This window comes from Pseudoduganella aquatica (genome assembly GCF_020865585.1).
Taxonomy (GTDB): Bacteria; Pseudomonadota; Gammaproteobacteria; order Burkholderiales; family Burkholderiaceae_D; genus Rugamonas; species Rugamonas aquatica_A.
Genome location: NZ_CP086370.1, coordinates 576,804 through 600,374, shown reverse-complemented (window position 1 = coordinate 600,374; position 23,571 = coordinate 576,804). Strand labels below are relative to the sequence as shown.

The 23,571-nt window shown below is 55.8% G+C and carries 16 protein-coding genes; 12 read left to right on the top strand and 4 right to left on the bottom strand.

Annotated features, from left to right (window positions below; translation table 11 throughout):
- The first annotated feature begins 124 nt into the window (after positions 1–124).
- The 8 genes from KT882_RS02675 (at position 125) to KT882_RS02640 (ending at position 9,701) form a co-directional block, all read left to right on the top strand.
- The gene (locus tag KT882_RS02675) at positions 125–2,416 is read left to right on the top strand and encodes a dynamin family protein (protein ID WP_228894306.1); all 2,292 of its coding nucleotides are present in this window, start codon (positions 125–127) and stop codon (positions 2,414–2,416) included.
- A 1-nt stretch (position 2,417) separates the two neighbouring features.
- A complete protein-coding gene (locus KT882_RS02670) occupies positions 2,418–2,927 on the top strand; it encodes a hypothetical protein (protein ID WP_228894304.1) in 510 nt (169 codons plus the stop codon).
- A gap of 191 nt (positions 2,928–3,118) precedes the next feature.
- The gene (locus KT882_RS02665; RefSeq protein ID WP_161074408.1) at positions 3,119–3,502 is read left to right on the top strand and encodes a hypothetical protein; all 384 of its coding nucleotides are present in this window, start codon (positions 3,119–3,121) and stop codon (positions 3,500–3,502) included.
- Positions 3,503–3,739: 237 nt separating this feature from the next.
- A complete protein-coding gene (locus tag KT882_RS02660; protein WP_161074409.1) occupies positions 3,740–3,979 on the top strand; it encodes a hypothetical protein in 240 nt (79 codons plus the stop codon).
- Between the two features lie 912 nt (positions 3,980–4,891).
- Positions 4,892–5,728 carry an HNH endonuclease gene (locus KT882_RS02655; protein WP_228894302.1) on the top strand — a complete coding sequence of 279 codons (837 nt, stop codon included), beginning with the start codon at positions 4,892–4,894 and terminating at the stop codon, positions 5,726–5,728.
- Positions 5,729–5,836: 108 nt separating this feature from the next.
- The gene (locus KT882_RS02650) at positions 5,837–6,751 is read left to right on the top strand and encodes a phosphoribosyltransferase-like protein (RefSeq protein ID WP_228894300.1); all 915 of its coding nucleotides are present in this window, start codon (positions 5,837–5,839) and stop codon (positions 6,749–6,751) included.
- Between the two features lie 9 nt (positions 6,752–6,760).
- Positions 6,761–8,767: an ORC-CDC6 family AAA ATPase gene (locus KT882_RS02645; RefSeq protein ID WP_228894298.1), complete on the top strand. Its 2,007-nt coding sequence runs from the start codon at positions 6,761–6,763 to the stop codon at positions 8,765–8,767.
- A gap of 10 nt (positions 8,768–8,777) precedes the next feature.
- Positions 8,778–9,701 (top strand): hypothetical protein, encoded by a 924-nt coding sequence (locus KT882_RS02640; protein WP_228894296.1) that lies wholly within the window; start codon positions 8,778–8,780, stop codon positions 9,699–9,701.
- Here KT882_RS02640 and KT882_RS02635 read toward each other — a convergent pair.
- A complete protein-coding gene (locus KT882_RS02635) occupies positions 9,698–10,492 on the bottom strand; it encodes a hypothetical protein (protein WP_228894293.1) in 795 nt (264 codons plus the stop codon). The genes KT882_RS02640 and KT882_RS02635 overlap by 4 nt on opposite strands.
- 457 nt (positions 10,493–10,949) lie before the next feature.
- Here KT882_RS02635 and KT882_RS02630 point away from each other — a divergent pair, with 457 nt between their 5' ends.
- From KT882_RS02630 to KT882_RS02620, 3 genes are all read left to right on the top strand, one after another.
- Entirely contained in the window at positions 10,950–11,324 is a 375-nt protein-coding gene (locus KT882_RS02630; protein WP_228894291.1) for a helix-turn-helix domain-containing protein, read from the top strand.
- Between the two features lie 144 nt (positions 11,325–11,468).
- The gene (locus KT882_RS02625) at positions 11,469–12,110 is read left to right on the top strand and encodes a Cap15 family cyclic dinucleotide receptor domain-containing protein (RefSeq protein ID WP_228894290.1); all 642 of its coding nucleotides are present in this window, start codon (positions 11,469–11,471) and stop codon (positions 12,108–12,110) included.
- Positions 12,107–13,243 (top strand): nucleotidyltransferase family protein, encoded by a 1,137-nt coding sequence (locus tag KT882_RS02620; protein ID WP_228894288.1) that lies wholly within the window; start codon positions 12,107–12,109, stop codon positions 13,241–13,243. The genes KT882_RS02625 and KT882_RS02620 overlap by 4 nt, the downstream gene beginning before the upstream one ends.
- A gap of 591 nt (positions 13,244–13,834) precedes the next feature.
- Here KT882_RS02620 and KT882_RS02615 read toward each other — a convergent pair.
- From KT882_RS02615 to KT882_RS02605, 3 genes are read right to left on the bottom strand one after another with little or no spacing between them, the layout of a single operon-like run.
- Complete coding sequence (locus KT882_RS02615; protein ID WP_228894287.1) at positions 13,835–18,265, bottom strand: PAS domain-containing hybrid sensor histidine kinase/response regulator; 4,431 nt, start codon at positions 18,263–18,265, stop codon at positions 13,835–13,837.
- Positions 18,262–21,261, bottom strand: coding sequence for a response regulator (locus KT882_RS02610; RefSeq protein WP_228894286.1), 3,000 nt, complete (start codon positions 21,259–21,261; stop codon positions 18,262–18,264). Before KT882_RS02610 ends, KT882_RS02615 begins: the two co-directional genes overlap by 4 nt.
- A gap of 3 nt (positions 21,262–21,264) precedes the next feature.
- Positions 21,265–22,278, bottom strand: coding sequence for an ABC transporter substrate-binding protein (locus KT882_RS02605; protein ID WP_228894285.1), 1,014 nt, complete (start codon positions 22,276–22,278; stop codon positions 21,265–21,267).
- Positions 22,279–22,580: 302 nt separating this feature from the next.
- Between KT882_RS02605 and KT882_RS02600 the strand changes: the two genes are divergently transcribed.
- Positions 22,581–23,552 carry a diguanylate cyclase gene (locus KT882_RS02600; protein ID WP_321170316.1) on the top strand — a complete coding sequence of 324 codons (972 nt, stop codon included), beginning with the start codon at positions 22,581–22,583 and terminating at the stop codon, positions 23,550–23,552.
- Positions 23,553–23,571 lie beyond the last annotated feature (19 nt).

Below are 23,571 nucleotides of genomic sequence, written 5' to 3'. Positions count from 1 at the left end.
AGAGTACCACCGCTGGGGGCGATCGGCACGCCCCGCAGATATTTCAGACATTTTTGACTAACATGTTGCACATTCAGACAAATCAGTCTAAGATTCAGTCATCGATGCCTAGCGAGGGACTGGAATGAACACTGAAACCCTGGAAGAGCAGCTCAAGGCCTTCCTCATTGCCAAACGCGACGAAGCAGGCTTGTCGCAAAGCGACGTCGCAGCCCGGTCGGAAGTGTTCGGCATGGGACGCCTGCTGGACCAGCGCGCCGTGTCGCGCATCGAGCAGGCGCCCCTGTCCTCGGACGCGCTGAAGATCGCAGCCTACATGACGGCGGTGGGATGCACGCCCACCGACTACTTCAACGAATTGTCCCGATTAACCATTCAAGAAGAAACGGACCCGAACATGGCCACCACCCAACACAGCGGCATCCACGAAAAACTGGCCCAGGCGCATGCCAGGCTCGAGCAGGCGCAGGCCATCATCGCCGCTGCGAAGGACACGTATATCAGCTCCCTGCAGCTGGGCGAGACCTTCGAGCGCAGCCACGCACTGCTCAACGGCCTGCAGCGCAAACCCGTGATCGGCTGCTTCGGCCACTTCGACGCCGGCAAGTCCACCCTGCTGAACACGCTCATCAGCGAATCGGTGCTGCCCACCAAGTACCAGCCCGCCACTTCGGTCATCAACCTGCTGATGCATACGTCCGACCGCCCCGCCGCCCTGGTCGGCAACGTGGCCGTCTTCAGCAAGGGCTTTATGCCGCACATGATCCACGACGCGGCCCTGGTTGAGCAGCACCTGATCGAGCAAGGCGACGGCGAGCTGCTGCGCCGCTACGGCATGCACCAGCAAGACAACGAACAGGCGCAGCAGGCTTACGTGGCGGTGGTGTTCTCGGCGGCGGATATCCTGAACCAGGTTTGGCTGCTCGACACGCCGGGCCAGCTGGGCGACGGCGACGACTCCGACACCGACAAGGCGCTGGCCGGCGTGGAGCTGACCGACGGCATCGTGTTCATGTCCAACCACACCGGCTTCCTCAAGGACAGCGACCTCGGCTTTGCCGCCAACGTTATCCGCGCACGCCCGCCGGCCAAAGGAAGCGACAGCCTGGAGCACCTGCTGTTCGTGCAGTCGCACTGCCATGGCGAGATTCCCGCAGCGGACGTCGACGGCGTTGGCCTGAGCGCCTTCCGCCGCGTGAAGCGCCAGCTGGACAATATGATCTTCGGCGCGTGGATGGAAGAACGGCACATCGATACGCTGCCAAGCGCGGAGCAGCTTGCCTCACGCGTCCAGCCCTTCTGGCGCGAGAACGACCTGTACCGCAGCGCCACCTTGCGCCGCGTCCGCGACATGGCCACGAAGCTGACCGCCAGCTACGACGCGATTGTCGACCAGCGCATAGCCCAGACCATGGAGCAGATGGTGGCGGCGCTGCAAACGGCCGTCGATCAGCTGGCCTTCCGCAAGGAAGACACGATCAAGCGCGTGAAGGAGGTGGAGGAGCAGGAGGCCCGATTTCGCGGCGAGGCTGGCGAGCTTGTAGCCAAGTTCCAGGCGCTGATCGCCTCGTGCCCGCAGCGCAAGAAACAAGACCTGGAAAGCATAGGCGACTACTACCGCGTGCAGGCCTCCGCCGAGAGCATCGAAAAGCTGATCCACGACACCTACACGGACAAGAAGGAAGCCCAGGGCGAAGTGGTGAACTACCTGTCCCAGCTGTTTACCGCCAAGCTGGAAAGCGTGCTCAAGGCCAGCGGCCGTTCGATTTCCGCCGAGGTCGACAACCTGCTGCAGCGCTGGCAAACGGCCGCGCCGGCAATGGCGGCGGGGACCGCGTCCGCGCCGGGCGCCAAGCTGGAGATGGACCTGTCCGCGTTCAACTCGCGCGCCGCCTTCGTTGGCGGCATGGCGGGCCTCGGCAGCCTGGGCGCCATGTCGCTCTACGTGGGAACCATCGCCAGCAACCTGGGCGCCTATCTCATGGTCGGCAAGGCCGCCGGCGTGATGGCCTCGCTCGGCATGGTGGGCAGCGTCACCTCGGTCACGTCCTTCGTTGCCGCGATTGGCGGCCCCATCACGATCGGCATCGCGATCGCGGCCGCCATCGGCTATATGTTCTACCGCCTGCTCGGCGGCTCCTGGCAGAAAAGCCTGGCCGGCAAAGTGGCCGACGGGCTGCGCGAGAACAAGCTGCTGAGCCGCCTCGAACAGCCTGTCGATGCGTTCTGGGCCAGCACGGAACAGGCCATGGGCGCAGGCCTGAAAGAGCTGATCCAGCAGACCGACGCGCATATCGACGGCCTCAAGCGCGATGCGGCAATGGCCTACGATCCCGCCCAGCTCGACCAGTCGGTGCACACCGTCGCGGCAGCGCTCGCATCCATGCGCGCCGGCGAGACCAGCCGGGCGGCGTGATATGGCCCGGTCCCTGTTGCCGCACCTGGCGGCAGCCTACGGCGTCAAGCAACTCTACGATGCCTTGACGGAACCGGAGCAGCCGTCCCCGCCCCGGCCTGCGCTCAGCCGGGCAAAGGACGAACGGCGCCGTGTGCGCAAGAAAGCCATCAAGGACAGCTTCCTTGCGCTGTGCACGCGGGTCGGAACGGGGATAGGCCAGGCGCGGCTGGCAAGCGGCCTGGGGCCGGTGACGCTGGACACCGAAACCCCGGGCGTCATCAAAGCAGACTTCGAAGGCTACGACCAGGCGCTGGCCGTCCTCAACGATGCCCGTCAGTGCCTCGACGGCGGCCGCTTCAACATCGAGCCTGGCCTGCGCCTGGAGCTCAACGTTCCCACGTGGGAAGACTGGCGCTGCACGCTGCTCGGCAAATCGGAAACCGACTACGGCGGCATGGCCGGCATCACGTCCAGCAACACTTACGACAGGGAACAAGACCCTTTCCTGGCGGCCCTGCGGAAGGTATAGCGGCGCGTGCCTGAAACTGCACGCCTGTGTTTGGATGCATTATCCTTGCCAACGGCAGGCTATGGTTCCAGCTTCATACGTTTCCTAAACCGCCCAAGGCGCAGCGCTCCATTCTACCGGCTAGGAGTCCGATATGAATCGCGCAAGACTATTTGTAAAACTGGCTGTTACGCTCGATTTTAGGATACGGAATGGAACAACGACCCACAATTTTCGCTTCGCGCACTATTCATGCAAGGACGAGGACACCAAGTGGCTTCGGTGAATGGCATACCTCTACCATCAAGGTTGGCGTGGTTGAATTATGCGAGCATTCTGACCCTTACTTTAGATACTGCGCCATATTAAACTTGGATAACCAGTTTGGCGATATGCCAATTTTTGGCCATGACCAGATAAGTACATTGATATCGGTAATGTCTCGTATTTCTACTTACTGTGATGCGCTTGCTGAACTGGGCGAGGTCAAACTCGAATCCGGGAAAATGTACGATCCAGAGCTGCACGGAATAGCAGGCCAATGTAAAAGGCTTGCTAGCTTGGCGGCATCTGGTCCACTGTTAAAGACCTCATGAATGCTGCTAAACCGTAGTCACTTGCAAACGGATGAGAAACAGTAGACCACGGGTACGCGCAAAGATTTGACGGTAGTAATGACGGCATGCGCTCCGCCTGAAAGCGGCAAAGTGAGTGCCCATGCGGCACCCAACACAACCCGCATGTCTTATGGCAGTGCGGGTTTTTTGTTGCATTTTTTTAGGGCAACGATGTAGGATTGCATTCTGATAAATTGTTATCAAAAAGGAGTGCAAATGAAGCAACAACCATTACTGTCCGCGCTGATACTCGCCACCTGCTCCGCCCTGTGCGGCTGCGCCACCGATGCCGACATCGCGGGCAAACCTGCCTACCAGGAAGAATATGCGCAGACTGGCAGCCGCCTCCCGCGACGCGACGCGACAGTGAAAGTGACCAGTAAGGAACGCCTCGAGCACGATATGCAGACCATCACCAGCGGCAGCGCAGCCAGCCCGGAAGCGTCTACCCGCTAAGCCTAGTGGTCCGCCGGCCATGCCGGCCTGCTGGTCGGCTTGGGCATCGCCGCCATGCCCTACGCTGGCATCCTTACAACGCCCCCGTGATGTATCGAATCACAAAATCTGTGCCTAGAACCATAATTTTGCCGTCACCGGAAGCATAAATTTGCCGGGCGGACCTCTGTAGCGGAGCGCTCTGCTGGGGGAGGGGGTGTCACGGATTTGCTCAAAACTGGGGGCCGGAACCATAATTTGGCCACTGTGAGGTTTTGGAACCATATCCTTGCCAATAACCTTCGCAATCCCCGCTTTATAGGCATCCTGCCACGACTGTGGCGGTGGCTAGATCAGTGAACCTCGTCAAGCACTCGCTGATCAGTAATTTGCCTGTAGCTTCCCTAACAAGCGCGACGAGCCACGGCCTTATCGTCGGTATTTTTCGGAGTGAGCAGTGCGACTTGCGTCGGGTAGAAGGCACGTCCATGCGCACTCATCGTTCTCTCCCGTCGCCCCCCCCTCCTTTGATGGCCGATAAGCTTCACTTGCAAAAGCGGATGGCTTCCTTTCTTTTCTTGTGTTGCCATGCGGAAAACTCTTTGAGACAATTAGCCTGTAAATGCAGCTCGTGCTTGCAGTTGAGATTTTTGGAGGAGGGTATATGTTGGGAAAATTTTGGGAGAGCTTCGCCGCGTACTGCTTGGGTGTCACGAACGTCGGCGCAACTGTAACCGAGCGCGTGTCTGACTTTGCACCAGATTGGGCCATATTGCTCGGTTTCATGGTTATCCTAGCGGCTATGAAATTTTGGTTGCCATTGTGGGTTTTCAAAGCAGTTTTCATATTAGCCATTGCACCTTCCTTTGCCGGAATGTTTATCTTGGTCGCGACGGCTTGGATGCTTTCTCGTAAGCGATAGTCAACTCAGATATGAAATCACTCCCGAACGCCGAAACTCAATGGCGTCTTGCCTTTGATACTGTTGTGCAAGCAGGCCGGCCGGCCACCAGCAGTGAATTGTTGGGCATCATTCGGCAGACAGTTCCTAACTACCGGATGAGTCAACTGAGCCCCAATCTATGCACCCTATCTGTCAATGACTACAATCGGGGACATTATCAGCCTCACGCGGCACCACGGCGCTCCGACGGCGGCCACAGGTATGACTTGCTGTTCAAGACGACCGCCAGCGGTCTAGTACGGTACGAACCTTATCGATCAGTTGTCCACGGAGTGTTCGAACTCTTCGAGGATCCAAGCCTTACAACGAATTCGAAGATGCGCGCGCGCCCCCTGACAACCGGACAGCTGGAAGACGCTATTCTGGAGGCTCAAGCCGATGCGGATAGAGGGGCAAGATTTGACGCGACGGATCAAATTGACGCGCGCACCCGTGTGAGCCTATCTATTGTCATACGCCGCGGTCAGCCGGCATTTCGTGCTGCACTACTCAATGCCTACGGCGGCGCTTGCGCAATCACCGGCACACAGGACGCTGACGTCTTAGAGGCGGCGCATATCATGCCGTACATGGGCGATCACACGAACCACGTTACCAATGGCTTGTTGCTGCGAGCGGATGTGCACACGCTGTTCGACTTGGGAAAAATATGGATTGAGGGGCATATGGTGTGCGTAGCGCCGCAAATATCCGCCCCCGAATACCGGAATCTGCATGGTCGCCCACTGCGACTACCTCATGATGCTAAGTTGCATCCTTCACTGAAAGCACTTACGCACCATGCTGTGCTGGCTAGGGGCACGTAAGGGTACAGCGCCGCCCTCAGGTGAAGGCACGGTGAACTGTGACAAATAGTGAGAATGTAGCGTCTTACTTCAGGTATTGTTCAGCATGGCAACTTTTCGAAAACTCTCATGAGCTTTTTTGTTCCCGAACAGCACTATGGACTCTTTGACGACGTCACCCAACGCTTCAGGGGCCTGATACGCAAACAGGTCATCTCCAGCATTGACGAAATTCGCCTGGATGCTTGGCTCGGAAATTTCGTGTCGGATGAAGATCGATACCTTGCGGCGCATATACTCAATGGTTTGATCTTCCGGTCGAAGGCAATGATAGAGAGTTCATTCGACCAGCTACTCCAGTGCGTGCTGCCGAGACAACTTAGGCAATGGGACTGCTACAGCCATAAGTATATCGAGGACTTTCTCGAGTCGTTGCGAGATGGCGATGTCGATCATCCGCTGCGATTCGTAGCGGTTGATCTCGCCTCTGCGAACGACGAGCCTGGGAAAAGCGGCGTGCACCTTATCCGTCAATTGCGCCAGCATGTTCGAATTTCCAAGAAGCTATTGTGCCGACCAGAAAATGTGGCAGCACTTCCCTCCACTGTAAAGGTACTGGTCTTTATTGACGACATCGTGGGCACGGGAAAGCAGTTCGCCAAGTTCACAAAATTTCATGCTCTAGAAGGCCAAGCCGTCAATCGCAAATTATTTTTCAGTCCGTTAATTGCGTATCGCGACGGGGTCGATAAGCTTTCTTCTGCCCATCCATGGCTTACGATTAAGGCGATCGAGATATTCAATTCGGAACATGGGTTTTGCTGCCCCTGCAGTAGTAATCCAACACTATGGGCTTTAGACGAGCAAAATTGTGTTGCTGACGTACGGGCGCACATCCAGAAGATTGCGCAGGCCGGCGGAATTCCAAAGTCGACGCAATATGGATTAGACCTACTAATCGGGTTCGAGCACGCCACGCCAAACAACACGCTGCCGATGCTCTGGGCAGACTCAGATACATGGCGCCCGTTATTCAATCGTTAAGGAAAATCGATGCCGGTCATAGCTGATGCATTTCTCAATACGCGTGCAGATAATCTGCCAAATGACTTGTTTGATAAATTCATTGTACCGCCGTTTTTCCAGCGGATAAGCATCTTTGAAGATAAACGATCGGTACGTATCCTTGGTGGCCGCGGATGTGGAAAGACCATGTTCATCCGCTACTTCTGCCATGGCACGACGTTCAGCGTGAATAAGGACAACATTCCTGATACTGAGCTTGCTGGCATTGGACTTTACTTCCGCCCCGATACCGGTTTTTGCGCCTTGATGAGCCCAGGCTGGCTAGGGGAGCACGATGCACGGCTAGCGTTCTCCCACTATGTTGCACTTAGCCTTTTACTCGAAGCCAGCCGCGCGCTTGAATCACTGGAAAATGCAAAATTAGCAAATGGCCCGCTCCCCCTTGCTAATGGAGATTTGGGGCGCTCCCTTGTCAACTTGCTCGTACTGCAGACTCCAACTATTTCAGCACTGGAAGAGCGAGTTAATGATCTGCTGGATGAACTTGAGTTATGGGTACGGAATCCCAAGCAGCATCCTAAGCCGACCTTTCTCTCCTTTGCATCAATGATTCCGAAGCTGGCACAAAACCTGTCTACCTGGTCTCCTCGCATGGAAGGCATCGCATTCCGCACATTTATTGATGAGTTTGAGAACCTGCAGCCATCACACCGAGAGATCATTTGTGATGCTATCAAACATCCACATGAACGGTTGCGCGTGCACATTGCTCATAAACGTGACGCCGTGACAGACTTTAAAACAAGCAGCGACGAACGTATCGTTCTATTGCATGACCTGAGAGTTATCGATTTAGAAGAAGAGCTCTCAAAGGGGACCGACTTCGAACTATTGGCTGCCGAGCTGTTTTTGCTGCGACTGCATGAGGCCAAAGTAGAATTTAACTGTCCAGCATTTTTCCCTAAGAAACTGCATGATCCAGTCCATTTAGAGTATCGCCTTTCCAGTGAGTATCGCAAGGAAGTGACAAGTTGTGTTCGACAAATTTTGCCGACTCTCACAAGTAAAGAAATTTCGCAGGCAGTGATCAATGACGCCCCATTACGCCGACGTCTAGGCGAGTACATCCAAAAAGGCTTGCAACTTCAGAAAGCAGAAGACAGATATAAAGCAAACGATTTAATCAGCGACACTCGTCCGGAGGCCAGCATAGTTTTAGGTGCTTTGCTCAATCGCAAGACCCAGAAAGCAGATGACGTCATTGCACAGTTCAAAGCGTCGCACGCTAGTGATTGCGATGACTCTGTCGACCCGTTCTTTAAGACCGGAGGCTGGGTCGATAACAATCTGTATGGCTGTCTGTTTCACCTATTTGCAGGCCTACCGCGCAGACCGAATATCCTCTACGCGGGCTTCGAGCGTTACTGTTTCTTGGCAAGTCCTAATTTGCGCTTTTTCCAGGAGCTATGTCACACGGCCCTTCTGCTCGCATTCAACCGACAGCACGCGAACAAGATAGAGGGCCAACTGCGGGTGGACCATGACAAGCAAGCTTTAGCGGCCAAGCAAGTTTCCGATGCGTTGTTTCACGATATTTTAGAACTTGGTAGTCATGGTACTCGGCTTCTTGAGATAGCAAATCGGCTGGGCCGCGTTTTTGAAGCTTTCAACCGGCGACGCAGTCAGAGCGAAACTGAGATCAATCACTTCTCGATTGACCAAGCCGACCGAAAAGATCTATCAGAGGCTTCGCAGATACTGTTGCGAGAAGCAAAGGTATGGTCCGTGCTATATGAAGAGAAAGATACGAAAGGCAAAAGCAACCACGATATTTCGCAATCTGACTTGGTACTTAATCGTATCTACTCACCGCACTTTAGTATCAGCTACCGAAAACGCAAGAAGATCACGCTTCGCGCTGGCGAAGTCGATGTTATTTTTTCGCAATCGTCGGCGCAGTTTGAAATGCTTCTGAAAAAACTGGTGGAACCCGACGACGACGCTCGGCCGCATACCACGAACTCGCTATTTTGAGAGGAACGGTATGCAATTTATCAGCCAAGACGTTCTGACGGAACAAGAGATAACATCCCTGCAAGGGTTTGATATCGCATTTCACGGTCAGCCTGACATTGATGATCGAAGCGAATTCTCCGCGACTCTCTCGCAAAAAGCTGCGCGTGCCGCTCACCTTGTTTCGTATAACTCGGACACGTTTACACTAACGGTCGGTGGTAAAAATTTCAAGACCGATTCATTGGTTGATCTTCCGGCCGAGTTTCGCGCTAGCTCAATTCTTATCGATGCAACGACGATGGAGTTTCCTGAAATCGTGTTGATATTAACCGCTTACTACAGCCGACCGAGAGGTAGTAAACCGCGTTGTGCATTTATTTATACCGAGCCCTTGGGCTATACGAAGAAAACCAAGGAGGAGGCTGTATCACTGGGTGCCACGTTCAACTTAAGCTCTGGGTTCAAGGCTCGAAATCCCATTCCGCCGTACGCAATGATGTTCCGAACAGGAAATCGCGTGCGTCTGGTTGCATTCCTCGGCTTTGAAGGCGGCAGACTCAGTCAGATCCTGAACGATGAGGATGGTCAATACTATGAACAGGTAACGATTGTCTTTGGCATGCCACCATTTCAGGCGACTTGGGATCTGCATGCCCTCATGGCGAATCACCGACTGCTGCAACGAGATATGACATCGGTGCGGTATTGCTCGGCAAATAATCCACGCGCTGCTTACGAACTACTAAGGCAGGCACATCACGCCACTGGAGGTGGCGCTACAAATCGCCTGGCGGTAGCGCCGTTTGGCACGAAGCCTATGGCAGTTGGAACTGCCTTGTACTGTGTGGAAAATCCATCGCTGCATGTTGTGTATGACCACCCCATGCGCGTAAAGGGCCGCTCGCATGGCGTAAACTGTACGCACCTCTACGAGGTTGATCTCAACAGCTAACGCGCAGGTACAGGCATTTGCATCAGTGCTGAAACCGTCAGGTGCTTCGCGCACGCTCCCTTCGCCGCTGAACGACGCCATTCAGTTCCGGCGTCGCTGCCGATCCAGGCGGATACACGTTTGGCCTGGGCAGTCGGTAAGCGAAGACGGTAGACCGCTTCTGTGTATGGTCGCTGACCGTCAGTAACGAGGGCGTGCCGATCAAGACAGCGCGTGCCGACGCGCGGCACGAGGATGTCGCCAGTACAGGCCAGCTGAAAGTCCGATATGCCGGCATTGTCAAATCTCACACGACCACCCTCGCGTGGGAAATCGCTAGTGTGGAAGTGCGGAATGTTGAGTTCAACAAACTGCAAGTGTGAGCGACTGCCGCGGACGATTTGCGCGCCGAGCTCGCCCAACGTGCGAGTACCGGATTTGCTTTTAAGCGTGTTGTTAAGGTCGAGGAATTTGTGATAGCCCAGATCCAGGCGTGCAATGGCCGCCTCGGCTGAAATGGTGCGCTCTTCCGCAACAACGAAATCTTCCCCAACGAGGCGTCCCACCGTCACAGTCGCGCTACCGCGCATTCTTCGGAACCGTGCGATAAGTAAGTACGACTGCACCTCCGCTTCATTGCCGAACACACCCGCCGGCAACGTGTAGCACTGAACCTGGGAAGCGCTTTCAATGAGGATTTTCCTGAATGGAGTTAACCTGACATCCTCGGCCAAAGTCGCGCTGACAATGAACGCTGCCTCACCTGGTCTTTGCAGCCTGGAGAGGGACTCAAGTACAAAATACAAGTCCAAGTGGCCCCACCCTTTGACGATCTCAATTCCCGGGCAAAGTTCTTTGAGCCGCTTTTGCGCCGCTAGGCTTAGTGCAGCACAGCCATACGGCGGGTTACCTGCCGCGCGGGAGAACCGTGCCTCCCCCAATGCTCGGGAGAGGCGTGCAGGGTCAAGGACATCGGCTTGTACCAGTCCGCTCAGGCCTTTTCCTTTGCATTGCGAAAGCAGTGCCCGGTCTACCTCTACGCCGGTATAACTGGCTGGTCGAACCTGCCGTAAGCAAGCGTCTGCAATCCTGCCAGTACCCACGCCCAATTCCAGCCAATGCTCGTCTCGTCCTCCTAAGAGCTCGACAAGACGACCTGCCAACGGCGCAGGAGTGAATACCTGACCATGCTTTTGTTGGTGTGTACTGGGCAGCCTGTATCTCAAACGGTCCTCCGGCAAGTGCGCTTCTTGTGTTGGTATGCTACACATGATAATGTATGCCATTATGCCAAGAATAGCAACCAATCTCTCACTCGATGTTCTCGCCGCAAGAGACAAACTGAGACTCTATCTGAGCCAGAAGGATCGCTCAGAATCTCAGCTTGCTCGTCAATGCGGCATTCCTCAATATACGATTTCGCGATTCCTCAGCGGCAGAACAAAGACCGTGACACCAAGTGTATCGGTTGTGCTAAGTTATGCCAATATTGGCATAAACGAAGGTGTAGATCAGCTGTATAGCGAGCCCGTTATCAAGGCGGCACTCAGCAACGCCTGGGATGGGACCACGCAAGGTATGGAGCGTATTGCATCGACTTTGAACGCCTTGGCTCCCTTGCTACGCAGCGGCGCAAAAGCGTAGCTTTGTGCGGCACTGCATCGCAAAGATGCACTGACGGCAAGTATGTTATTTCGCAATCCGGCTATTGAATTCGGTTAAGTAATCCCCAGTTGCAAAATTGACCACGGGAACGCTCCCCTCCTCACAGGCAACAATCACACAACTATGATTGCTCCACAAGACCACGAATATTCAATTATGGGCGGCGCCAACCGCGCCAGCGTAGGACGGCTCCTAACCCTGGCAGCCAGTGCGATCTCCGGCCTGTTGGTCTTCGGGGTGCTCCATCTGGTCGATCTGGCCAAGCAGCTGGAATGGAACGTCAATGTTCCGCCCACTGTGCTCTCCCTATTGGGTGCTGGGGCTGTTTTCGGTGTGCTTTATTTGATCTTGAACAAGTGGGCCTGGAAATGGCCCGGCATCGGCACTTACCTGAAAGTCCCTGATGTGTCTGGAGTATGGGACTGCGAGGGAAAAACCCTCAATCCGGACGGAACCATAAAATTTGAGTGGGCAGGGGAAATTACCATCGTTCAGTGCTGGGACAAGCTGCGCATTCGCCTGACAACTCAAACATCAGGTTCGAGCAGCATATCAGCTGCGCTGGCGCAAGACAGTGTCGATGGCTTTGTCCTGCTCTACCACTATCGCAATGATCCCCGCCCACAAGCTGTTGAGCTTAAGTCTCATACCGGATGTGCTGTGATAACCATCGCCGAGGATCTCAAATCCGCTGAAGGCGAATATTTTAACGGCCGAGGGCGCATGACTTTCGGCACAATGACTTGGACGAAGAGGAATCCATGAGCACCGATATCAGTAAGCGCTTGAGCCAGCTACGCGCACGCCGCACGGGTATATCGTCCACGGCGAGGGAAACCATCGCAAAAGCGCATCCCGCCTTTGAGAGCATCGCGGAAGATGTTGCAGGCCCCGAATCCTGGGAGTCGCGGGGAACTGACAATCAGCAGTGGACCAAATATGCGATCGGGTCCATGCAAGCTGTGGGGAAAAAGTACACCGAAGTCAGTGTCAACACTGCAAATCGCGTGGCCGACCAGTTGCGTGATCGACTTGCGACGGTCGGCATCAGCGCCGAGTTCAAAATCCAAGGCTCGGTGCCCCTGGATGTACATATCAAAAGGGTCAGCGACGTGGACCTGCTGACCATCGACAAAAGTTTTTACACCTACGAGACCGATGGAGTGAAAGCAAAAAATGGACACTATGGCACCCCGAGTGGCCAAACAAGTGAAAGCGTGTTGGCGGAACTGCGCCGTCAGGTGGAGAGCGTTTTGCCCCCGGCCTTTCCTATGGCCGAAGTAGATTTCTCTGGCGCGAAAGCTGTAAAGGTCTCCGGAGGATCGTTGGCACGGTCGGTCGATGTAGTTCCCGCTCATTGGCTCGATACTGTCCAATACCAGAGCAGCGGACGCATCGAGGATCGTGCGGTGCGTATCTACGATAAGAAGAAACATGAAACGATCAAGAACCGACCGTTCTTGCATATCCATCTCGTGGGCGCCCGTTGCGACAGCATCCAGGGTGGCCTGCGCAAGGCGATCCGGCTGTGCAAAAACGTCAAAGCGGACTCCGATCACGACATCAAACTGTCAAGCTTTGATATTACTTCGATCATGTACCATGCTGATATGGCTGCGCTACGCGCCGGGCAATATACCGATCTGGCCGTCCTGGCGGAAACGCAGCGGTATCTGGACTACCTTTGGCGCAATGAGAGCATTGCCAATGAGTTGCTCGTTCCTGACCGTAGCCGACGCATCTTCGATATGTCAGAAAAACGAGCTTGGCTGGGCATGCTGTCGCGGGAGATCGATTTGTTGCTGACCAACGTCTATAACGAAATCAGCCCGGGCCAACGTGTTCCTAACCAGACTTTGGACGCCCAACGCACGCTGGTGCGTGCGGCCGCCATCTAATCTTCGCTTAGGACTGGCGAGAATATCCGCCCGGCAGCTCCGCCAAAAGCGATATGAACCGCAGCCAGTTTCGACGTTTGGCAATGGCGCGTACGCGGAGCGGCAGTTAACGTCAGGCGGACACGAGGAAGTTGCATGGCAACCATTTAATGTTTGAGCGGGCGTAGAATGCCTGCGGAGCATTGCCGACGCCCCGCTAAGATCGACACTCCAGCTGGCATGTTGCTGTCTGGCTGCTGTAACTAGACAGTAAGCGTCCAGCCGCGCCACCTATGCAGCGCACGCAGGTTTGGATACAGTACAGAACCGGCGGCAGCTAATCTATCTGGCTGTTGGGGAACGTCGGGAGACTTTGAATACGTCGGCCGGCGAGCGCACACGGCTTGAGGCGACCGCGAGCCCGGATGATGTCTCGCCACGAAACCCGGTTGCGGGGCGCGCTGGCGCATATCACCGAAATGCCAGCAGTCGTTTGAGATGACGCCGCTTCCCAGCGGTGTGGCGCCATCTCGATCCAATCTCTCTAGCACTCAAGATGGCGCTGAGCGAACACTTACGTCGCAAAATGCTACTCCGATCAGTCGAAGCAGTTTAATCGGCAGCGCTCAGGATTTCTGCCGCCGCAGCGAAATCGAGCTGCTGTGTAAAGCCCAAAATTTTCTCCATTTGATCTCGCTGCGCCGGAGGTGCCGCAGCGGCCAAGTTCTGGACAGCGTCCAGCGCCTGCATATCTGCTGACCGGAGCAATTTCAATGTGTCGGCGCGCAGTGCCTGCCACGCATTGTGGTTAAGATTTCCCACCGGCGCGGCGGCGGGCAACAGGGGCGCCAGCGCTGCCCGCAGTTGCGCTGCACATACTGCCCCGATAGACTGCAGCGCAGCGCTGTCTTTGATAGTTAGCGCCGGTTCTTCCGCTTCATCGCGTATGCGGTTTTCCAATAGTGCAGCATGCTGCGCCAGCGAGTGGGCCCCTAACGTTGCTGCCAAGCCCTTAATGGTATGCAATGTCGCCACCACCACCGAGTAATCATCTTCAACTATTTGCTGCTCCAAAACTACGCACAACCGACGCACTTCGCTATCGAAAGCTGCTAACGCGTTCGCATACGCACGCTGATTGCCACCAAACCGCTGGAGCACATTGCTCATCGGCTCAATGTCTCCGTTGGCTACACTTGGCGCTTTGTTTTCACTTGAGAGAGCCATCTCTGCTCGTCCGCACAACTGCTGCACCTTAACAATCAGCTCTGCCATTTCGAACGGCTTGCCGATGTGGGAATTCATTCCTGCTTGCAAACAGCGATCTTGTTCCGCGATCGAGACATTGGCTGTCATGGCCAGGATGGGGAGCCGTTGGTAGCGCCCATCGGCACGGATCCGCCGGCTGGCCTCAAGTCCGTCGATATCTGGCATCTGTACATCCATCACGACAAGGTCATATGCCACAGTTCCGGACAGTACCAGACTGACGCCCTGCAAACCACCCTCGGCCAAGTCGACCTGCGCGCCTTCATGACTCAATAACTCAAACGCTACCTGCCGATTCACGGCATTGTCTTCAACCACCAGCAGGCGCAGGCCGGCCAGCGGTTGCCTTGCGCCACCATCATGGCGCCGCTGAACGGTTGGCAATGCCTCCGCCCGCACTGCTCTAGCCACCACCTCCTTCAGTTGGCCTGGCGTGATTGGCTTGGTGAGATAGTCTGAAAAGGGGGCATCGGCCATCTTCGCGGCCTCTTGCAATACTTCTTGGCCGTATGCGGTCACCATGATCACCGGTGGCGTCGATGCGCCGCCAACGCTACGCAGCATTGCTGCAGTTTGTAAGCCATCCAAGTCTGGCAGCTGCCAATCCATCAATACTGCATCGTAAGCTGCCGCTCGCGCCATCGCCAGCGCTTGCTCGGCATTGGTAGCGAGCTGCGCCGTCCACCCAAGCGATTCGATCATCTGTAGCATAATTTCCGCAGCGACCGGATTGTCCTCGACGACTAGCAGCCGCACTTGTGCAGGCACTGTCATCTGCAGTTTCTGCGAACCGTCAGCCGTAATGCCGAATGGCAGATCGAACCAAAAACACGAGCCCACTCCCAGCGTACTCTCGACATGAAGCTCACCACCCATCAAAGCAACTAGCCGCTGGCTGATAGCTAGTCCGAGTCCCGTCCCTCCAAAGCGACGGCTGATCGACGATTCGCCTTGGCTAAAACCCTCGAAGATGGCTTGTAGCTGTTCCGGATGGATGCCTATGCCGCTGTCACGCACACTGATCCGAAGCACCACATGATCAGCAGTAGTCGCCCGTTGCGTCAGGCTCAACACGACGCTGCCGCTCTCGGTAAACTTCAGCGCATTTCCCGCAAGATTGATCAGCACTTGCTGTAAGCGCAGCCTGTCACCTTGCACCCAGTGCGTCATCATCGCCGACACCGAAAACAAGACCTCGACCGGTTTACCCGAATGGTTACCGGCCATTACCGCGCCTAGATCGCGTAGCAAGGTCTCAATATCAAAGTCCATCTTTTCCAGCGTCATTTTGCCGGCATCAATCTTGGAGAAATCCAGAATATCATTGAGGATCGCCAAAAGTGCCCTGCTGGCAGCATACGATTTGTCGATATAGTCTTGTTGACGCGCAGTCAGTTCGGTCTTGCGTAGCAATTGCAGCATCCCCAATACGGCATTCATCGGCGTACGAATTTCATGACTCATATTGGCCAGGAATTGGCCTTTTGCGTTGCTGGCGTCTTCCGCAGTCTGGCGCGCCTTCACCAGACTCGTTTCAAACGCACGGCGCTGGCTTACGTCGCTTGCCATTCCCAGATAACCGGTGATCTGGCCATCCTCGTCACGCATGGTAGTTACAACCAGCTCGACCGGTAAGCGGCTGCCGTCACGCCTGATATAAGTCCACTCACGCTTTTCTGCGCCAAGTTGCTCGGACAACTGAACGAAGACACGGAAGCCGGCGACCTCGTAACCGGCCTCCAAGCTTAGTTCCCGCCCCCTCGCTTCCACTTCCTCACGCACGTGCAGGCAACCAGGATCGCGTTGACCGACCATGTCTTCCGCGCGATAGTCCAGCATAAGTTCCGCACCGCGATTAAACACGGTGATAAGGCCCACATGGTCGGTGGCAATAATGGCAATCTCCGACGACGCGCGCAACACGTTTTCCAGCAACAAATTCAGGCGGGAGAGTTGATGGCGCCCGTCCACGAGCTCGGTAACATCATGGACCACGACATAAAAGCCACGCACTTCATCATCCACATCATCGGGCAGATAGCTGGCTAACGAGTGCCGCAGCTTGCCGTCTGGGCCACTGATACTGCGTTCAAAATGCTGAGGCTCACCGCGCAACACCGCTTCGACGTAGGGGAGATTGGCCTGAAGCAGTTCATCGCCAAGCAACTCGCGCATGTGTAAGCCGGGAATACTGTCAGGATTGACGCCGAACCAATCATGGTAGGCCCGGTTGGCCACACGATTGATGAGCTGACGATCCCAATAGCCAATCATCGAGGGGACCGCATCGAGCACTGTGCGCAGCGTCTTGCGCGCCGCAATCAGCTCGCCAGTACGTTGTTCGATTTCTGCCTCAAGTCCCGTATTCAGTTCACGAATGCGCCGATGCGCGGCCTGTAACTCGGAGATGTCCCGCACCGTCTTCGAGGCCCCTACCACCCGTCCGGCCGTATCCCGTATCGGCGCTACCGATACCGACACGTCGATTAGACTGCCATCTTTGTGACGCCTGGTCGTCTGGAAATGCGCCACTTCTTGGCCGGAGGCAATGCGTGACAGGAAGTCACGCTCCTCCTGCGCTATTCCCTCAGGGACGATGAGCTCCATCAGAGGGCGCCCCAGCGCCTCCCCGCTGGTATATCCGAAAATCCGTTGTGCGCCACCATTCCAGCTGCGTACGATTCCGTTGAGATCTTTGCCAATAATCCCATCAAGGGAACTCTCGACGATCGCCGCCAAGCGTTGTTGTTCGTCGAGCAAGCGTCTGCGTCCCAGATCATGGGCTCGCTTGACGCCGAAGGCAATAGCTATGGCAAGACTTAGTCCTGAGCCTAACGCCAGCACAAGCCAAGGGTTCCAAAAACGTAGCGCCGTCACGAATACTGGCAAAGGTTCGAAGCGCAATTGCCAACGCCTGCCATAGACGGTCCGTTCCGCCATCGCGCCAGCAGCCACCGCCTCGCCAGCTTGGTTGGTGCGGAAAAACTGTACGCCGGGGAAGCCGCTGGTCACGTCGTACAGCGTGATGATGCCTGTGCCGCCCCCCAGTCTTGCAGCATCGAGAATGTCCCGAGTCATCAAGGGGGCATAGGTCCACCCGACCAGCGCAGCCGCCCTGGCCGCCGCATCGGATGGCATGACATAGCCGCGATAGACCGGCAGCAACATCAGGAACGATTGCGCTGGATAGCCTGTCGCCTGTACCAGCGTGATAGGCGCCGTCAACTGCACTGTGCCGGACTGCATTGCCGCATCAGCCGCCATACGGCGTCCGGGCTCTGAGGCAATGTCGAGTCCGATAGCGGCCATATTGATACCAGCAGGTTCTATGTACTGGATGATGTAACGATCGCCATCATGTGGCTTGAGTTGCTTGACCGCGAAGTCGGGCTTACCGTCGGCGCTTGCTGCTGCGACAAACGCCGGCGTATCGGCCTGCGCGACTCTGTGAATGTAGCCGAATCCTCTGGCACCGGGAAACTCGGTTGTAATGTCGCGTGTAAGGCTGTAATCATGAAACCCGGCACGCTTGTCACTCTGCTTTTCCAGCATAATTATGGCGCCGCGCGCTCCACGCAGGCCGTATTGATAACGCCGAAGCGCCTCCGCCACGCCGTTCATGGCGATTTCCGCCGCCTTAGACGTCGCTTGCGCCAGCGTCCGCGCGTTATGCCAATGCGTGTAGTAGGCCAGCCCGGCACTGAGCACCAGCAATCCGCCAGCCAGCACCGATGCTGGGCGGACCAGCGTTAGATTGAAAAAATGTCGTTTCATTCGCTGTTCCTGTCAGTGGCCCTAATCGACGTAGTCAGTGGTGCCAAGCATGCCAATGCGGATGTAAAATCAAAGCACTGCATGGCCTGTTGAAGTTGCTCGCCGGTCCGCTGTGGCAGTTGGCTTGACAGCACCGTTTTTAGCTGCTCGTACATTTCGTAAGCCTCCATATCCTGCGACTCGAGCAGCGCTATCCAACGCGCAAGCAGAGCGGGGTTCAAGTCGAGCTGTTCTGTCAAGCTGACAGGTTGTTGCGTTGCCAACCAGCGCCGCGCCGCCTCCAGTGTGAGCGATAGCGTCTGGTCGGCGCTATCGAACAACTTGGCGATCTCACCTCCGGCCTGCTGCTGCAAGGCTTGCTCGAGTCGCAGCGCCACGACGCTAAACTGTTGCGCACCAATCGAAGCCAGCGCGCCACGTAAACCATGCAAACTGAGCGCCGCCAGGATTACTTCGTCATTCCGCCAGTGATCCAGTGCAATCGCTAATTTGTCAGGAGCTTCAGCCACAAGCTGGTTGACCATGTTCAGTAGCATATTGTGCTGTACGGGTTTCCCTGCACAGAGCGAGGCTACCGGTAGGATGTCTAGTATTATTTCACCCGCGCTAGTGGGCGGCGCGATCGGCGTAGTCTGCGTGTGGGGTTGCCAGCCGGTGTACTTCGTCAGCGTACTACTTAGGCGCTCCAGCGCCACCGGCTTGGACAGGAAATCGTCCATGCCCGCGTCCAGACAAAGTGTGCGTTCATATTCGGTAACGCCTGCCGTCATCGCCACCACAGGTAGCGTCAGCCTTAGCTCGCTGCGGATTAGTCGTGTCGCTTCAAATCCATCCATGACCGGCATATGGATATCCATCAGCACCAAGTCGTAGTCGCATGGCCCTGCTTGCAGCATGGCCAATGCCTGAGCGCCGTCCACAGCCACTGTCACCGTTGCACCTAGTTGCTCGAGCATGCGAACGCCCACAAATTGGTTCATTGGGTTATCTTCCGCGAGCAGCACGCGCAACGACAACAACGCTGTCCGCGCCGTCGGTGCCGCGACTGGCGCTGCTGACATCAGCAATGCCGTCAAGGCAGCAGGGGTGACTGGTTTGAAAAGCCTGCGCTGCACGTCCCGCTCGCTTGGATGGGGGCTAAAGGCCCCCATCCAGATCACAGGCGGCTTGACTGACGGTGGCGACACACTCAGCGCCTGCTCCAGAACTTGCCGCTGCGGCAGGTCGGATGCAGCCAGCAACACATCATAGGCTTCGTTGGACTGCTCCAGTTGTCGCACCGCCTGTTCACTACTGCTGCAGGCGTCTGTGTGCCAGCGGGGCCCACTAAAACTCAAACTCAGCATGGCTAGACTACCGGGGTGCGAATCCACTAGCAGCACGCGCTGAGATGAGGCCAGCGAACTCTGATCCGGAGCAGGAGGCAAAACAGACGTAGGCAAGAGAAGGCTGAACACACTACCGTGTCCCAGCCTGCTCTCAAGCTCTAAGCGCCCCCCCATGAGATTGACAAGCCGCTGACAGATAACCAGTCCAAGACCCGCTCCCCCATGGCTGCGGGTGCTGCTGCTATCGACCTGCATAAATGGCCTAAACAGCCGGCTCCGCTGCGCATCTGCGAGGCCGATGCCGGTATCGTGCACCGCAAATCGTAGCGCCATATTGCCGTCGTCGCTTTGCATGCTGACCTGTAGTCGAACTTCTCCATGGTCGGTAAATTTGATGGCATTGCTGACTAATTGCTCCAGCACCTGTTGCAGGCGCTGGGCGTCACCGACGATCTGCGATGGTACATCCGGCGCTACGCCGATCGATAGATCGATCGCTTTATCTCCCAAGCCGGCCGCCATAGTCGCGGCCACAGCGTCAAACACAGGCGACAATTCAAAGGTAGTGGACTTTACGGTGATGCCACCTGCTTCAAGGGTGGAATAGTCTAAAATTGCGTTCAACACAGTAAGCAAAGATGCGCTCGATGAATTGATCAGTTGCAGATACTCACGCTGCGGATCGGTCAGAAGTGAGTCACGTAGCAGTTGAGTTGCCCCCAGCACGACATTCAGCGGCGTACGCAATTCGTGGCTCATGTTAGCGATAAAGGCATCTTTCGCGCGGTTGGCGGATTCCGCCTCTGTGCGCGCTCGCTCAAGCGCCGCCTCGACCAACTTACGTGCGGCAATATCATCGGCCAGCTGTGTCGCGTGGCGACGTAGTTCCTCCTGCGATTGGTCGTAATCCTCGATCTTGCGCTGCAAAGTCTGGATAGTTTGTTGCAAGTGCGTAGTCATGCCATTGAATGTGTTGGTCAGCATGCCGAATTCATTTCGGACGTTGAACTCGACGCGGTGCTCAAGATTGCCGGCACCAACCAGTTCCGCCCCTCGCTGGAACTGGTGCAAGGGACGCAGAACCCAACGTTGCACAAAGCCGGCGAACAGCACGGCGAACAATGCGAGCAGAGCCAATCCGGCGATACTGTAGTGCTGTCTCAGTGCCAAAAGCCTACTAATCTCCCGATCATTGAGACGGCCGATCGATGTTGCGTCATCCAACATTTCTTGGGTCGATACCAAAAGCGCGGCGACCACGCGCGCCGTGAGCTCCAGCTGCGCGCCACTTGTGCTGCTGATCACTGCCGCAGAACGTGGCATGCGCAACAATTCCGCATGCAGTTGTGCGGCACTGACCGCTTCCTGCAAGATCCCCGCTTCCAGTGCATTCTGCTCGGCGAGGCTATACGCGTAGAGTAAGCGCTGCGCACGCATCTGATCGAGTTTGCGCTGCCATAGCTGAGCTGCACGCTGTTCTCGGTATAACACTGATTCGGTCACGATGAACCGCAGATCGGAGATGTCGCTTATCAACGCCTTCACCTCCGCCGCGTCTCGCCCATGACGCGCCAGTTGGGACTGCGAATAATATAAGGCAGCGATGGCTGCCGCCAGCAGCAGTATTAGCACTGTCAGCAGCAATTTTAGTTGTGTCCTCAGCAGCATGGTTTAGCGAATCATTGTGACGGCTGTAGGATCGACTGCCTCCAACGCATCAAAATAGATGTACTCGAGATAGTCGGGTACTGTCTTGCGCTTCACCAGGTCGCTGCGGATAGCCCAGCGCGACTGGTCATCGAGGGCAAGCAAAATCGCCTGATCCAGCTTGAGGTCGAAATCGGCGGGGTCATAGATGCGCGCCAGGGCTTTCAAGTCGATACCCATATATCGTGCAGTGATGGCGCGCGCGACATCCGGTTGCTGATCCATGAACTTCGTCGCCATAGCCAGCGCTGCAACGACCCTCTTAACAGCATCCGCGTGATGCTCTAGATAGTCACGCCGCGCGACCAGATGGAAGCGGTGACGAAACAGTCGTTCGCCAAAAAAGAATTGAGTGCCGGACGGCGCGCTCTCCTGTAGTTGCGCCAGATTACTTTGCCATGCAGTCACAGCATCGACCTGGCCACTGCGCAAAGCAGTGGCGATTTGGTCGGGCGCGAGATTGACCAGCTTGACGCTCCCCTCGGGAACGCGATCTTGCAGCAACATCACACTCAGAAAAAACTGCATATTTGTCCCCAATGGTAAGCCGACGCTATGCCCAGCGAGGTCTGCAAGCGAGTTTATCGCTTTACCAGGGGCGACCACGATGGCTGCTGCGCGACGGCCACTGGAAATAGCACAGACAATCGCGATCTGCTCACCAGCCATGGCCTTGAACATGAAGGGGGTATCAGCAACGACTGTCAGATCAGCCTGATGATCGAGCAGTGACTTTAACCCCTGCGCACCCAGCTCATGTTGCTGATGGACTACATCCAATCCCTGATCTTTGAAAAAACCCTTCTCGATCGCCACAAACATCGGTGCAGTAGATGCCTGCCGTGGCAGGGCAATGGTTACCGTTTCAAGCGCAGCTGGAGCGGCCGCTGGGGAACGGTAATGGCTGGCAATAGTGGCGAGTAGAACCACACCAACGGCCAACGTTAAGGGCAAGGCTTTCCTAAAGCGGGGTGACATTATTGCAGGCTCCTACTAGGCAAACGCGATCGCTCAGTGGCTCTAAAACGCCTAACCCGGGTATTCGGTGTCATGATGTCCCTCATCTTCGAATGTCAGCGGCACCCTTGCCGTTCGTGCGGAATCACTATAGCCTAAACACGCTCCCTAGGAAATGCCAACGGGAAACTACTAAGGCGGCAGTCACTATTTTCCTTTTCGCAACATGTTTGAGACACAACCGCATCGTTACGTTAAGATTTGTCCGTATCTTAAACCGCATCCCGTCTATCGTTCCCCTCATTTATCGACAAGAACCGAAAATGACTATGACCCCGTCTCCACTCAACGATGAAACCGCCCCTGCTATAGAACCACACCGGGCCTGCCTGCTTGTAGTGGATGACCAACCAGCAAATATTCAAGCGGTTTATCAGATCTTTTCAGGTCAGCATCAGGTACTGATGGCCACCAACGGTGAGCAAGCCCTGACCCTATGCCTTAAGACACCGCCCGATCTCATCTTGCTGGACGTCGTCATGCCTGGTATGGATGGGTTGGAAACCTGCAGAAGGTTGAAGGCACTTGATATCACGCGCAACATACCGGTGATTTTTGTGACAGGTGGCAGCCGGGTGGAAGAGGAAAATGAATGCTGGGAGGTGGGTGCAATTGACTTCGTTTCCAAGCCGATCAATCCAGCAACGCTGCGCAATCGGGTGCGGGCTCACCTGATACTAAAACAGCAAACCGACCTTCTTAGGTTAATGGCATTTCGCGACGGCCTCACGGGCGTTTCGAACCGCCGTTACTTCGATGATCGCTACAACGTTGAATGGCGCAGGGCACAAAGGGCAGGCAGTGCTTTGTCTGTCATCATGATCGACGTAGACCATTTTAAGTTGTATAACGACCACTACGGACACGCCGAAGGCGATAAATGTCTGCGAATGGTGGCCAGCGAGCTTAACGCACAACTAAATCGGCCAGCTGACTTGCTCGCACGGTATGGTGGTGAAGAGTTTGTGTGTATTTTGCCAGATACCGACTTAAACGGCGCTAGGATAACCGCTGAGCGAATGCGACTGTCGGTGGAGAAGATCGCACTGCCACATGCCGCGTCTCTGACGTCCAGCTGCGTGACGATCAGCATCGGCATTGCGACCATGGAAGATAAAGTCAGTGAGGACCTGGCACCGGTTCTGGTTGATAAGGCTGACGAGCAGTTATATATCGCAAAACGCTCGGGGCGAAATCGTATTAGTTCAGAATGTCTGGTGAGCAGTGAATTATGAAACAGTCGCTAGCTCATTG

Coding starts and splice junctions, on each gene's coding strand:
- KT882_RS02675 (WP_228894306.1), top strand. CDS start 125: ATGAACACTGAAACCCTGGAAGAGCAGCTCAAGGCCTTCCTCATTGCC.
- KT882_RS02670 (WP_228894304.1), top strand. CDS start 2,418: ATGGCCCGGTCCCTGTTGCCGCACCTGGCGGCAGCCTACGGCGTCAAG.
- KT882_RS02665 (WP_161074408.1), top strand. CDS start 3,119: ATGGAACAACGACCCACAATTTTCGCTTCGCGCACTATTCATGCAAGG.
- KT882_RS02660 (WP_161074409.1), top strand. CDS start 3,740: ATGAAGCAACAACCATTACTGTCCGCGCTGATACTCGCCACCTGCTCC.
- KT882_RS02655 (WP_228894302.1), top strand. CDS start 4,892: ATGAAATCACTCCCGAACGCCGAAACTCAATGGCGTCTTGCCTTTGAT.
- KT882_RS02650 (WP_228894300.1), top strand. CDS start 5,837: ATGAGCTTTTTTGTTCCCGAACAGCACTATGGACTCTTTGACGACGTC.
- KT882_RS02645 (WP_228894298.1), top strand. CDS start 6,761: ATGCCGGTCATAGCTGATGCATTTCTCAATACGCGTGCAGATAATCTG.
- KT882_RS02640 (WP_228894296.1), top strand. CDS start 8,778: ATGCAATTTATCAGCCAAGACGTTCTGACGGAACAAGAGATAACATCC.
- KT882_RS02630 (WP_228894291.1), top strand. CDS start 10,950: ATGATAATGTATGCCATTATGCCAAGAATAGCAACCAATCTCTCACTC.
- KT882_RS02625 (WP_228894290.1), top strand. CDS start 11,469: ATGATTGCTCCACAAGACCACGAATATTCAATTATGGGCGGCGCCAAC.
- KT882_RS02620 (WP_228894288.1), top strand. CDS start 12,107: ATGAGCACCGATATCAGTAAGCGCTTGAGCCAGCTACGCGCACGCCGC.
- KT882_RS02615 (WP_228894287.1), bottom strand. CDS start 18,265: ATGAAACGACATTTTTTCAATCTAACGCTGGTCCGCCCAGCATCGGTG.
- KT882_RS02610 (WP_228894286.1), bottom strand. CDS start 21,261: ATGCTGCTGAGGACACAACTAAAATTGCTGCTGACAGTGCTAATACTG.
- KT882_RS02605 (WP_228894285.1), bottom strand. CDS start 22,278: ATGTCACCCCGCTTTAGGAAAGCCTTGCCCTTAACGTTGGCCGTTGGT.
- KT882_RS02600 (WP_321170316.1), top strand. CDS start 22,581: ATGACTATGACCCCGTCTCCACTCAACGATGAAACCGCCCCTGCTATA.